Source organism: Streptomyces sp. NPDC046860 (assembly GCF_040645115.1).
GTDB lineage: Bacteria > Actinomycetota > Actinomycetes > Streptomycetales > Streptomycetaceae > Streptomyces.
In genome coordinates, this window is sequence record NZ_JBEYXQ010000004.1 from 311175 (window position 1) to 323439 (window position 12265).

A 12265-nucleotide genomic window follows, 5' to 3' on the forward strand; every position below is an offset into this window, starting at 1 on the left:
GTTCCCCACCGGCCCTTACTTGGAGAAACGACCCCGCCATGTGGCCCGAACTGATCGCGACACTGCCCGACACCGGGCCACCCGCCTCCGAGACGGCGCTCGCCGACTGCGCCGCCGCGCTGGGGCACCCGCTGCCCGCAGACCTCACCGGACTGCTAGCGGCGGCCGACGGCGTCACCGGCGAGTACGGCACCGAACTCGTCTGGTCCGCCGAGCGGATCGCGGCGGAGAACCTGGCCCTGCGCGGCGGCACCGAATTCGCCGAGCTGTACATGCCGTTCGACCCGCTGGTCTTCTTCGGCGAGACCGGCGGCGGTGGCCTCTTCGCCCTTCTCGCCCGCGTCGACCGGCCCGACGTGTTCGTCTGGGACCACGAGACCGACAGCCGCACCTGGGTCGCGCGGAGTCTCGCCGATTACCTGGAGCGGTCGGTCAGCGGGGCGCTCGATCCGTAGACGCCTCCCAGTGCTCGCGGGTCCGCTCCAGGGCCTCGGGGGTCGCGTCCAGGTGGTCCAGGCCCAGCAGGGCCGCGCCCAGGACCGGGGGAGCGGTGACCGACCGGGGCTCCGCCAGCGGGGCCCGGGCCGCGAGGCGGGTGCGGATGCCCTGGTCGAGCCGGGGGTGGCCCGCCGCCAGGACGCTGCCGCCGAGCAGGACCGGGGTCGGCTCGGTGAGGAGGTCCAGGCGGGTCAGGGCGACCGTGGCCATCAGGGTCACCTCCTCCGCCAGGCGGTCGACCAGGGAGCGGGCCACCGGGTCGCCGGCGGCCGCCGTGGCGAAGAGGACCGGGGTCAGTTCGTGGCGGCGGTCCGGGGCGAGACGGCCCAGGTGCAGGGACTCGATCAGGGCCGCCGTCGTGGGCAGGCCGAAGTGGGCCGGGAGGGTGCGGGCCAGCTCCGTCGGAGCGCCCCGGCCGTCCTCCGCGCGTGCCGCGTGCCACAGGGCCTCCTCGGCCAGACCCCAGCCGCCGCCCCAGTCGCCGGAGAGCCGGCCGAGCGCCGGGAAGCGTGCCGTACGGCCGTCGGGGCGCATGCCGGCGCAGTTGATCCCGGCCCCGCACACCACGGCCACACCGCGCGGTTCGGCCACCCCGGCGCGCAGGACGGCGAAGGTGTCGTTGCGCACCGCCACCGACGCGCCCCAGGCCCGCGCGGTCACCGCCGCCGCCAACCGCTCCTCCTCCACCGGGAGATCGGCGTTGGCTAGGCAGGCCGAGACGTGCGAGACGTGCGACACCCCCGCCTCGGCCAGCGCCCGCTCCACCGGCACCGCCAGCGCGTCCAGCGCCCGGTCCACGCCCACCGCCGGCGGTCGGAAGCCGCCGCCGCGCGCCGTCGCCCGCACCTCGCCGTCGGCGCCGACCACGGCCACGTCCGTCTTGCTGTTGCCCGCGTCGACGGCGAGGACCGTCCCGGTCAGGCCCACGCGAGGTGCTCCCGGTTGTGGGAGAGGAGCAGATCGGTGAGCTTCTCGGCGTACGCGTACTGCCCGACCAGCGGGTGCGCCAGCAGCGCCCGGAACACCCGGTCCCGCCCGCCGCGCAGGGCCGCGTCCAGCGCGAGTTCCTCGTACGCCGTCACGTTCGCCATCAGCCCCGCGAACAGCGGGTCGACCCCCGGCACCGGAAGCGGCTTCGCCCCGGCGGGGCCGACCGCGGCGGGCACCTCGATCACCGCGTCGTCGGGCAGGAACGGCAGCGTGCCCCCGTTGACCGTGTTCACCACCTGGTACGGGCTGCCCCCGCCGCCCAGCAGCGCGGCGGCCACGTCCACCGCCGCCTCGGAGTAGAAGGCCCCGCCCCGCCGGGCCAGCAGCGCGGGCTTCTCGTCCAGCGCCGGATCGGCGTACATCGCCAGCAGCTCCCGCTCCAGCGCCGCGACCTCGGCCGCCCGCGAGGGCTTCACGCGCTGCTCGCCCACCACCTCGTCGTGCAGGTAGTAATAGCGCAGGTAGTACGACGGGATCGCGCCCAGCCGGTCCAGCAGCGGGCGCGGCAATCTGAGGTCGGCGGCGACCGCGTCGCCGTGCTCGGCGAGCAGCCGGGGGAGCACGTCCTCGCCGCCGGGCCCGCCGAGGCGTACGGCGGTCTCCCAGGTGAGGTGGTTCAGGCCGACGTGGTCGAGGTGGACCTCGCCCGGCCCGGTGCCGAGCAGCGCGGCGAACTTCCGCTGGAGACCGATCGCCACGTTGCACAGGCCGACCGCGCGGTGCCCCTCCTTCAGCAGGGCGCGGGTGACGATGCCGACGGGGTTGGTGAAGTCGATGATCCAGGCGTCCGGGTTGGCCCGCCGGACCCGTTCGGCGATGTCCAGCACCACCGGGACCGTGCGCAGCGCCTTGGCGAGGCCGCCCGCGCCGGTCGTCTCCTGGCCCAGGCACCCGCACTCCAGCGGCCAGGTCTCGTCCCGCTCGCGCGCCGCCTGCCCGCCCACCCGGAGCTGGAGCAGCACCGCGTCCGCGCCCGCCACGGCGGCGTCCAGGTCGGAGGTGGTGACGATCCGGCCGTCGTGCCCCTGCCGGGCGAAGATCCGGCGGGCCAGGCCGCCCACCAGCTCCAGCCGGTCCGCCGCCGGGTCCACCAGCACCAGCTCGGTCACCGGCAGCGTGTCCCGCAGCCGCGCGAAACCGTCGACGAGTTCCGGGGTGTAGGTCGAACCTCCACCCACCACGGTCAGTCTCACGGGCGACTCCCTCGCGTACGACGGTCCTCGGGCCAGCAGAACCTAGGCGCAGCCGGGAGATCCCGTCAACGAAGCGCGCCCCCGCACGCGAAGGCGTGCGGGGGCGCGTCGGGGGCTGTCACTTCACCGGCGGCTTGACCGTGGTGAGCGGGTCGGTGGCGAGGGTCTGCGGGGAGGTGGCGTTGTTGAACGCCGAGGGCGCGGCGACCGACGCCGACGGGTCCGCCGTCTCGTCCTCCGGGACCACGGCCGTGGCACCTCCGACGATCGGGATGCTCGCCTTGTCGAAGGCCCGCTTGATCCGCCAGCGCAGCTCGCGCTCGACCGACACCGACTTGCCCGGCATGGTCTTGGCGGAGACCCGGATGACCATGGAGTCGATGAGCACGCTGTCCAGGCCCAGCACCTCGATGGGGCTCCAGAGCAGCTCGTTCCACGGCTCCTCCTTGCTCATCTTCTCGGCGACCTCGTCCAGCACGGACTTGACCTTGTCCAGGTCCTCGCCGGCGCGGACGGTGACGTCCACGTTGGCCGTGGCCCAGCCCTGGGAGAGGTTGCCGATGCGCTTGACCTCGCCGTTGCGGACGTACCAGATCTCGCCGTTGTCGCCGCGCAGCTTGGTCACGCGCAGGCCGACCTCGACCACCTCGCCGGAGGCCACCCCGGCGTCGATGGTGTCGCCCACGCCGTACTGGTCCTCGATGATCATGAAGACGCCGGACAGGAAGTCGGTGACCAGGTTCCGGGCGCCGAAACCGATCGCGACGCCGGCCACACCGGCGGACGCCAGCAGCGGAGCCAGGTTGATCTTGAAGGTGGAGAGCACCATCAGCGCGGCGGTGCCGAGGATGACGAAGGACGCAACCGACCGCAGGACCGAGCCGATGGCCGCCGAGCGCTGGCGCCGCCGCTCGTTGTTGACCAGCAGCCCGCCCAGCGCGGTGTGGTCCACCGCCTGCACGGTGCGGTTCATGCGCTCGATCAGCTTGGTGATGGCCCGGCGCACCACCGCGCGCAGCGCGACGGCGATGATCACGATGAGCAGGATCTGCAGGCCCATCGCCAGCCAGGTCGACCAGTTCTGCTCCACCCAGCTCGCCGCGTTCGCCGCGTTCTGCTGGGCGTCCTGCAGCGACGGCACGGCCGGGTCCGAGCCCGAGGGCGAGGGAGACGGCGACGCTCCGGCGGCCAGTAGGGCGACGGGCAGGGACACGGCGGGTACCTCCAGTGGTGCTGCGCGGTCCGCTCCGGCGTGGCGGGAAGATCACGAAAAGGTCACCGGGCGGACAGAACCACCACACTAACGGGGCATCGCGCGCCCACTCGCCCGTTCACGGCAGACCGCCCGCCCCACCCGTGCCTGAACAGGCCATGCTGACCGGGAGGCGCCGCTCATGTGGTCGAAAACACTTCGAGCCCGTTACCGGCACATGGTGGCGCCGGGGCCAGGCATGAGGGGAGACTGAACCAGATCGTCCCGGCGCGAGCCACGCGTCGCCGACGCCCAAGGAGGCACCCGTGCCGCATGTCCTGGTCCTCAACGCGTCGTACGAGCCCCTCGGCGTCGTACCGCTCCGCCGCGCGCTCGTCCTCGTCCTGGAGAACAAGGCCGTCTCCCTCGAGGAATCCGGCGCCTATCTGCACAGCGCGTCCGTCACAGTCCCCGCACCCAGCGTGGTCCGGCTCAAGCGTTTCGTGCGGGTTCCCTACCGGGGGCCCGTTCCTCTCACCCGGCGGGCGCTGTTCGCGCGGGACGGGGGCCGGTGCGCGTACTGCGGCGGCGTCGCGACCAGCGTCGACCACGTCGTCCCGCGCTCACGCGGGGGCAAGCACGTCTGGGACAACGTCGTGGCCTCCTGCCGCCGCTGCAACCACGTCAAGGCCGACCGGCACCTGGTCGAACTGGGCTGGCGCCTGCGCCACCAGCCGGCCCCGCCCACCGGCCTGGCCTGGCGCATCATCGGCACCGGCCACCGGGACCCGCGCTGGCTCCCCTACCTCCAGCCCTACGGCGCGGACGCGGCACTGGCCCGGATCGACGGGATCTCGGCCTGAGGGGCGTCCGCCGCCGGCAGGGCCCGGCGGCGGAACCGGCCAGGTCAGGCGGTGACGCCCCGGCTGGTGAGCAGGGCGGTGTACGCGGCCTCGGCGGCGCGGCCCTCCAGGGTGCCGGGCGGGGTGTGGGTCAGGAAGCTGCCGGTGTCGCCGTGGTGCAGCACGCTGCCCCCGTACATGACGGTGACGTGGTCCGCCTCCTCCGCGAGGTCGGCCACGTCGTGCGTGGACAGCAGCACCCGCACGTCCTCGGTGAGACCCCGCAGGATGTCCCGGAAGACCCGGCGCTGGTACGGGTCCATGCCCGCGGTGGGCTCGTCCAGCAGGAGCACGCGCGCCCCGTGGACCAGCGCTCCGGCGACACCGACCCGGCGCAGCTGGCCGCCGGAGAGGGTGCTGGTGCGGGCCCCCGCCTGGTCGGCCAGGTTCACCCGCCCCAGGGCCCGGCGGGACTGCTGCCAGGCATCGGCGCGGTTCATGCCCTTGAGCCAGCCGATGTAGGCGACGTACTCCCGCGCGGTGAGCGTGGGCATCGGCACGATGTCCTGCGGCATCCACGCCACCGACCGCCGGTAGGCGGCGGTGCCGGCCGGGGCACCGTCCAGCGTCACCCGGCCCCGCTGCGGCCTGGTCACCGAGGCGGCGAGCTTCAGCAGGGTCGACTTGCCGGCGCCGTTGGGGCCGAGCAGCACGGTGAGGCCGTCGGGGAGGGCGTAGGAGAAGTCGCGCAGCACGGGCGGCTTCCAGCGCCGGTAGCCGTAGGTGCAGTGGTCGATTTCGAGTGTCACGCTGTTTTCCTCGACGAACGGATCTGGGCGGCAAGGCCGGCGGCGAAGACGGTCAGGGACGCGAGAGCCGCGAACACGTTGTCCGCGGGGAGCGCGATGACGGTCCAGAGATGGGGCACGTTCCCGCGGAACCCGACGACGACCACGGTGACGAGCCACCCCACGGGGATCATCACTGCGGTCTGCCCGGCCCAGGCCCGGCCGAGCAGCATCAGCCCGGTGAGGAACACCGCGTTGCGGCCGCAGGACACGGCGGTGGACGTCCCGTTCAGGGGGGCGACGAGCACCGCGCAGAGCACCGCCAGGGCGGCGACGGAGGTCACGAGGAGGTTGTCGAGCCGGGTCATCGGCCGGACGCCGGAGACCTCCGCCGCGGGCAGCCGCGACTCCAGGACGGCCATCAGGCAGGCCAGCAGCGGCACCGGCACGAACAGGGACAGCGCCACGCGGGGCGCCCCGGTGAGCGAGGGCAGCAGCACCGAGGTGTCCTGCACCGCGATCAGGCCCCCCGCGAAGAGGACCAGCGCGAGCGGCAGCAGCGCGTGGCCCTTGCGGGCCTTGAACCACCACCTCACGACGACCTCGCCGGGCAGGACGCGAGCGTCCGCTTGATCCACCTGGTCTGCTCGGCCGCCGGCTCGTCGCGGACCCGGCCGACGTCCTGGCGCACCTGCCGCTCCAGCTTCACGGCCACCGGGTCGCGCCCCTCCAGCTCCCGGCGCTTGTTGTAGACGTCCTCCTGGCCCGTCTTCATCGCCGCCCACAGCCAGGCCGAGTGCGCGGAGACCGCGTCGACGTTCTGGCAGCGGAAGTGCAGGGACCGTATGACGATCTGGTACACCGCGGTGCCGTCGCGCACCGGGTTCATCAGGACCATGCGCCACTCGGTGTCGGTGGACTTCCGCTGGCGGCGGCCGTCGGCGTAGCTGTCGGTGATCAGCTCGGGGTCCGCCGCGGTCGCCCCGGAGGCGCGCAGCGTCCGCAGTGCCTCGGCGGTGTCCCGCTGGACCTGCGGGAGGCGGTCGGCGTTGATCTCCGGCACGCACATCCGCGGGGCGGTTCCCTCGCACACCATGGCCACGTTCCCGCCGGTCAGCGGCGGGGTGGCCGACCAGTTCACGGCCGTCCGGTAGGCGCCGAGGACCGAGCCCACGGCGATCGCGGCCGCGACCGCGACCCGCAGCACCCGCCACCCCAGGGGCAGCCAGAGTGTCATCAGACCCAGGGCGATGCCGCCCGCCAGCAGCACCGGGACCGCGGCGGTGACCAGGTCGGGCACCTCGCCGTAGCCGATGCTGCCGAACTGTCCCGAGACGTGGCGGGGCCAGTACGGCAGCACGGAGCGGGTGAAGGCGACGACGATCCAGTCGGCGACGGCCAGGATCGGGGTGGCGATGAGGCGGGGGAGCACACACCCCACCGCGAAGCCGAGGACGGCGTGCGCCACGCACAGCACCAGCGCCGCGAGCGGCAGCAGCAGGCTGCCGGGGGTCGGCATCGTCGCGGAACGGGCCAGGGAGACCGCCGGGGGCACCAGCACGACGAGCCACGAAAGGGCTATGACGGGTGCGAGGGCGTTCGCCGCGATGCGGTATCTGGTGCGCGCCGGAGCCAGTGACCATACGCGCGCCTCGCGCAGGCGCCCGCTTTCCCAGCAGGAAAGCGCCGCTGCCGACGCGTAAGCCAGGGCATAAAGGGTTTTCAGTGGCTCCGCGACAATGCTGGGGGCGTAATGGTAGAAGCCGGAGGGCGGGGTAGATTCTCCCACCACGTAATAGAGCAGTGCCAACAGGACGACGGCCGGGCCGGCCCATCGCACACTACCGCTGCGCAGGCTGGTGCTGAATTTCATGGAATCTCACTGAACCGCGTGTGGGGGAGACGGGGGCGCCCCGGCGGGGCACCCCCAAAGGTGAGAATGTCAGCCGTCGGCCTTGGTGGTGTCCACGGTGAGCGAACCGACGGTCAGCTGCGGACCGAAGGTCGAGCCGCCGATCTTCATGATCTGGAAGTAGTAGTCGCGCTTGCCGGAGGGCAGGTCCGTCCATTCGCCGTTGCTGACGCTGCCGTTGAAGCAGGCGGTGAACGTCTTGTTGTCGTAGGACTCGTCCGGCTGCAGCGAGATGTCGTTCCATATCTGCACGTCGGTGCTCTTCGAGCCGTCGGTGACGCAGTTGTGGAAGGTGATCTGCGAGTACAGCTCGTCCGACCAGCGACGGGACTCGAAGCCCACGCTCGCGGCCGTGATGGAGCTGGACCAGTTGGCCTCGGCGATGGGTGCCAGTGCGAGCGTGATCACGGCGGCGGTTCCGGCGACCATGGAAATGCGTGCGCTACGCTTCATTTTCCCTCTTCCCCTGTGAAATACGGAGGTGGGTACTCGTGAAGCAGATAATTCTCCCCCACACTTTTTTCCTCCCCCGTGTGCCGAGGCTTTTGCCCGAGCGGACGAAATCTAGCAGCGCCGTTCAAGGGCGGGCAACCATTTTTGATCGATCACACATTTTCGATGTCGCTTATGAACGAAATGGCGACCGATTGTTCATGATCGTTGGCCTGAGGGTGGTAAATGGTGGCAATTCGCCAGGATGTGCGACGTGGCGGCCCCGGGCGTGCGGCCCGCCGTCGCCGTATGCTCGCGGAGTGTGATCAGTACCGTGCGGTTCGTCACGGCCATGTCTGCCGTCGCGCGCACTGGGTAGGGCTGCGGTAATCCGCACGATGCCGACTCGACCAAGGAGGCCCCCGTGGCCGCTCACCTCGTTCTGCCCGCCCAGTGGAAACCCGAGGCGGAGACCCCCGGCGACCTCGCCGACTGCGCGTTCAGCGCGGAGAGCGCCTGCGTGGAGGCGCCGCTGACCAGCGAGCCGCCGCTGCCCGGCGCCGAACCGCTGACCAGCGAGCCCCCGCTCGCCGACCTCGCGCCGCTCACCGGCGACCCCGACCCCGTCCCGGTCCGCTTCGGTCCGGCCGACTAGATGGCCGCGGCGCTCGACGACGAGGAGCTGCGCGCGCTCGCTGAGCTGCACGGCGTCGCCACCTCCTACAGCCCCTCCCCGGACGTCACGGTCGCGGTGCCCGCCGCCGCCGTGATCGCCGCCCTGGCCGCCCTGGACGTCGACGCGAGCACCCCGGACGCCGTCCGCGCCGCTCTCGCCGAGCGGGAGCGCGAGCTGCGGGACCGGCTGCTGCCGCCCACAGTGGTCCGCTGGACCGGCCTGCCCGCCGCGCCCACGGCCCCCGGCCCGGAGACACCCGTCGGCACCCCCGACCCCTTCGACGTCCTGCCGCCCGGCACCGAGGTGCGGATCGACACCGAGCAGGGCGAGCTCCGTACCGGCGTCGAGGGCCTGCCCACCGGCGTCCACCACGTCACCGTCACCGCCCCCGACGGACGCACCGGCCACGCGCACCTCATCGTCGCCCCCGAGCGCCTCCCCGCCCCCGCCGGCCGCTCCTACGGCCTCCTCGCCCAGCTGTACTCCGTGCTCTCCCACCGCTCCTGGGGCATGGGCGACCTCGGTGACCTCGCCGAGCTGGCCGCCTGGGCCGGGCGCGCGCACGGCGCCGGGTTCGTCCAGGTCAACCCGTTGCACGCGGCCGTACCCGGGGCACCCACCGACCCCTCCCCCTACCGTCCCTCCTCCCGCCGCTTCCCCGACCCGGTGCACCTGCGCGTCGAGAACGTCCCGGAGTACGCCTACACCGAACCCTCCCCCCGGCTGCGCGAGCGGGCCGAGCGGCTGCGCGCCGACGTGCTCGACAAGGGCGCCCACATCGACCGGGACGCGGTGTGGGAGCTGAAGCGCGAGGCGCTGGAGCAGGTCGTACGGGTCCCGCTCGGACCGGGGCGGCAGGCGGCGTACGACGCCTACCGCGCCGAGGAGGGCCAGGCGCTGGAGGACCACGCCACCTGGTACGCCCTCGCCGAGGAGCACGGCCCCGACTGGCGGAGCTGGCCCGGGCCGCTGCGCGACCCCCGCTCCGCGGACACCGCGCGGGCCCGCGCCCGCCTCGCCGACCGGGTCGAGTTCCACACCCGGCTCGCCTGGCTCACCGACGGCCAGCTCCGCGCCGCCCAGCGGGCCGCGGAGGAGGCCGGTATGCCGATCGGGCTCGTGCACGACCTCGCGGTCGGGGTGCATCCGGTCGGCGCCGACGCCTGGGCCCAGCAGGACCACTTCGCCGCCGGGACCTCGGTCGGCGCCCCGCCGGACGCCTTCAACGCGCGCGGCCAGGACTGGGGCCTGCCGCCCTGGCGCCCCGACCGTCTCGCGGAGTCCGGCCACGCCCCCTACCGTCACCTGCTGCGCGCCCTGTTCCGCTACGCGGGAGCGCTGCGCATCGACCACGTCATGGGCCTGTTCCGGCTCTGGTGGGTCCCCGAGGGCAGCCCGCCCACCGAGGGCACCTACGTCCGCTACGACGCCGAGGCGATGCTCGCCCTGCTCGCGCTGGAGGCGTCCCGCGCGGGTGCGCTGGTGATCGGGGAGGACCTGGGCACCGTGGAGCCCGGGGTGCGCGAGACGCTCCAGCGGCACGGGGTGCTGGGCACCTCCGTGCTGTGGTTCGAGCGGGACTGGACCGGCGACGGACGTCCGCTGCCCCCGGAGAGCTGGCGCGCGGACTGCCTGGCCACCGCGACCACCCACGACCTGCCGCCCACCGCCGCCCGGCTCACCGGCGAGCACGTCGACCTGCGCGAGAAGCTCGGCCTGCTCGTCAGGTCCGGCGCCGACGAGCGGGCGGACGCGGTCGCGGACACCGCCGAATGGCTCGCCCTGCTGGGCAGTCTCGGCCTGCTCGACAGCCCCGCCGCCGGACCGCCCGGCTCCGACGAGGAGGCCGAGATCCAGGGCTTCCACCGTTTCCTGCTGCGCACCCCGGCCCGCCTGGTCGGTGTCTGGCTCCCGGACGGCATCGGTGACCGGCGTCCGCAGAACGTCCCCGGCACCTGGGACCAGTACCCCAACTGGCGCCTGCCGGTGGCCGACCCGCAGGGCCGGCCGGTCCCGCTGGAGGAGCTGACCTCGTCACCGAGGCTGCGGGCGCTGCTCGCGGCGGTCCGGGCGGGGCTGGAGCACAGCGGGGGTTAGGGCCACTAGGGGGTGTCGCCCTGGGCGGGCCGGGTGTTGCCGGCTCGTCCCAGGCGGAGTGCGGAGAGAAGGAAGAAGACCCCGCCGAGGAAGGCGTAGCCCGCCAGCGAGCCCAGGGTGGCGTCGGCCCTGCCCGCCTGGGCCGCGAAGGACGCGCCGGCCAGGACGGAGATGGCCCCGCTGGCGATCATCGGCCACTGCCCCGGCATCCCGCGCCGCTGGACGCCGACGGCGAGCTGCACCAGTCCCGCCGTGACGGCCCACGCGCCCCAGACCCTGAGGACGGCCGGGATGCCGGACGCGGCGGCGGCGACCAGCCCCGCGCAGGCCAGGGAGCTGAGCGCGATGTTCACGCGGAGGCCGCGCACAGGCCCGCGCTCCGCCCGGGCGGACCTGGCGTCGGCGACGGCGCACCCCACGTCGAACAGGGGGTAGACCACCAGCAGCGTCGCGCTGAGGGGGTTCAGCGTGTGGGCGGAGGCGAGGAGCAGGCCGGCCCATGCCGCGGCGAACGCGAAGCGCAGGTAGTACAGGCGGCGCAGCCGGGCCGTAGGGCCGGAGGCGGGGGGCGGGGTGGAGGTGCGGGCGGCGACGGACGAGTCCATGGGGTGCCCTTTCGGCGAGAGAGGGAGAACGTTCGGTCTCCCCTCTCATTCAACGAACCCCGGTCGCGCCTGTCAAGACCGAACGTTCTCCCTCGCCGACTGCTACCGTGGCTGCCATGAGTACCGGCACAGCGAGCGGGAGCACCTCCGAGGCGCGGGCGCGTCTCCTCGGCACGGCGACCCGGATCTTCTACGCCGAGGGCATCCACTCGGTCGGGGTGGACCGGATCATCGCCGAGGCCCAGGTCACCCGCGCCACGCTGTACCGGCACTTCAAGGGCAAGGAGGAGCTGATCCTCGCCTACCTCCAGCAGGCCGACCACGGCATCCGGGCGCAGATCGCCGCCGTCCGGGCCCAGGGGCTGCCCGCGGCCGACACGGTCCGGGCGGTGGGCCGCTCCATCGCCGACGGCATCCAGTCGCCCGGCTTCCGCGGCTGCGCCTTCCTGAACGCGGCGGCCGAGTATCCCGACCCGGAGCATCCCGTCCACCGGGCCGTGCTCGCCCACCGGCAGTGGTTCCTGCGGACCGCCACGGAGCTGATGGCGGACGCCGGGTGCTCTCCCGCCGACGCGGCGGGCCGGCACTTCGTCATGCTCCGGGACGGAGCCATGGCGGCCGGCTGCCTCTCCGACCCCGCGCTGATCGGCGAAACGCTCCTGGACGGCGTCGAGGGCATCCTGCGCACCGGCCCCGCGTAGGGCACCCCGGACGCGCGGCCGGTGCGGTGGTTCGCTAACTTGGGGAACGTGGACAAGAAGAACGCCCTGCGCGCCGGAGCCCTGGCGGCCGGCACGACGCTGATGATGCTGCTCATGTCGTCCCCCGCGCTCGCGCTCACCCGCGACGACGGTGACGACCCCGGTACCGGTCTCTCCGCCTGGGAGACCATCGGCCTGTACGTGCTGATCCCGCTGGGCCTGTTCGTCGTCATCACCGGTCTGGTGATGGTGCTGGACAAGTCGCGGCCGTCCTCGTCCGCCTCGAAGAGCTGACGGACGCCTTCGTCACGACCTAGGGCGCCGGTCCGCCCGCGCACG

At 73.3% G+C, this 12265-nt stretch carries 14 protein-coding genes; 6 read left to right on the forward strand and 8 right to left on the reverse strand.

Annotated features, from left to right (window positions below):
* The first annotated feature begins 38 nt into the window (after window positions 1-38).
* A complete protein-coding gene (locus tag ABZ898_RS08930; protein ID WP_361654536.1) occupies window positions 39-455 on the forward strand; it encodes an SMI1/KNR4 family protein in 417 nt (138 codons plus the stop codon).
* On the opposite strand, the gene ABZ898_RS08935 is transcribed toward ABZ898_RS08930, so the two are convergent.
* The 3 genes from ABZ898_RS08935 to ABZ898_RS08945 form a co-directional block, all read right to left on the reverse strand.
* Window positions 433-1425, reverse strand: coding sequence for a BadF/BadG/BcrA/BcrD ATPase family protein (locus ABZ898_RS08935; protein ID WP_361654539.1), 993 nt, complete (start codon window positions 1423-1425; stop codon window positions 433-435). The two genes, ABZ898_RS08930 and ABZ898_RS08935, sit on opposite strands and share 23 nt — an antisense overlap.
* Complete coding sequence (locus ABZ898_RS08940; protein WP_361654542.1) at window positions 1416-2681, reverse strand: 6-phospho-beta-glucosidase; 1266 nt, start codon at window positions 2679-2681, stop codon at window positions 1416-1418. The genes ABZ898_RS08935 and ABZ898_RS08940 overlap by 10 nt, the downstream gene beginning before the upstream one ends.
* Window positions 2682-2799: 118 nt before the next feature.
* Window positions 2800-3894 carry a mechanosensitive ion channel family protein gene (locus ABZ898_RS08945; protein WP_361654545.1) on the reverse strand — a complete coding sequence of 365 codons (1095 nt, stop codon included), beginning with the start codon at window positions 3892-3894 and terminating at the stop codon, window positions 2800-2802.
* A gap of 305 nt (window positions 3895-4199) precedes the next feature.
* On the opposite strand from ABZ898_RS08945, the gene ABZ898_RS08950 reads away from it, so the two are divergent.
* Entirely contained in the window at window positions 4200-4736 is a 537-nt protein-coding gene (locus tag ABZ898_RS08950; RefSeq protein ID WP_361654548.1) for an HNH endonuclease, read from the forward strand.
* Window positions 4737-4780: 44 nt separating this feature from the next.
* Here the strand turns inward: ABZ898_RS08950 and ABZ898_RS08955 are convergent, their stop codons facing one another.
* From ABZ898_RS08955 to ABZ898_RS08970, 4 genes are all read right to left on the reverse strand, one after another.
* Window positions 4781-5524: an ATP-binding cassette domain-containing protein gene (locus tag ABZ898_RS08955; RefSeq protein ID WP_361654551.1), complete on the reverse strand. Its 744-nt coding sequence runs from the start codon at window positions 5522-5524 to the stop codon at window positions 4781-4783.
* Window positions 5521-6141, reverse strand: coding sequence for a hypothetical protein (locus ABZ898_RS08960; RefSeq protein WP_361654554.1), 621 nt, complete (start codon window positions 6139-6141; stop codon window positions 5521-5523). The genes ABZ898_RS08955 and ABZ898_RS08960 overlap by 4 nt, the downstream gene beginning before the upstream one ends.
* Entirely contained in the window at window positions 6096-7064 is a 969-nt protein-coding gene (locus ABZ898_RS08965; RefSeq protein ID WP_361654557.1) for a hypothetical protein, read from the reverse strand. The genes ABZ898_RS08960 and ABZ898_RS08965 overlap by 46 nt, the downstream gene beginning before the upstream one ends.
* Window positions 7065-7445: 381 nt before the next feature.
* Entirely contained in the window at window positions 7446-7868 is a 423-nt protein-coding gene (locus ABZ898_RS08970) for a hypothetical protein (protein ID WP_361654560.1), read from the reverse strand.
* A 421-nt stretch (window positions 7869-8289) separates the two neighbouring features.
* Here ABZ898_RS08970 and ABZ898_RS08975 point away from each other — a divergent pair, with 421 nt between their 5' ends.
* Together ABZ898_RS08975 and malQ are read left to right on the forward strand one after the other, a co-directional pair.
* Window positions 8290-8502: a hypothetical protein gene (locus tag ABZ898_RS08975; protein ID WP_361654720.1), complete on the forward strand. Its 213-nt coding sequence runs from the start codon at window positions 8290-8292 to the stop codon at window positions 8500-8502.
* Window positions 8503-10620 carry a 4-alpha-glucanotransferase gene (malQ, locus tag ABZ898_RS08980; RefSeq protein WP_361654563.1) on the forward strand — a complete coding sequence of 706 codons (2118 nt, stop codon included), beginning with the start codon at window positions 8503-8505 and terminating at the stop codon, window positions 10618-10620.
* 5 nt (window positions 10621-10625) lie between these two features.
* Here malQ and ABZ898_RS08985 read toward each other — a convergent pair whose 3' ends face one another.
* Window positions 10626-11225: a hypothetical protein gene (locus ABZ898_RS08985; protein ID WP_361654566.1), complete on the reverse strand. Its 600-nt coding sequence runs from the start codon at window positions 11223-11225 to the stop codon at window positions 10626-10628.
* 116 nt (window positions 11226-11341) lie between these two features.
* Here ABZ898_RS08985 and ABZ898_RS08990 point away from each other — a divergent pair, with 116 nt between their 5' ends.
* Both ABZ898_RS08990 and ABZ898_RS08995 read left to right on the forward strand, forming a co-directional pair.
* Window positions 11342-11926 carry a TetR/AcrR family transcriptional regulator gene (locus tag ABZ898_RS08990; RefSeq protein WP_361654569.1) on the forward strand — a complete coding sequence of 195 codons (585 nt, stop codon included), beginning with the start codon at window positions 11342-11344 and terminating at the stop codon, window positions 11924-11926.
* A gap of 48 nt (window positions 11927-11974) precedes the next feature.
* Window positions 11975-12220, forward strand: coding sequence for a hypothetical protein (locus tag ABZ898_RS08995; RefSeq protein ID WP_361654572.1), 246 nt, complete (start codon window positions 11975-11977; stop codon window positions 12218-12220).
* The last annotated feature ends 45 nt before the right edge of the window (window positions 12221-12265 follow it).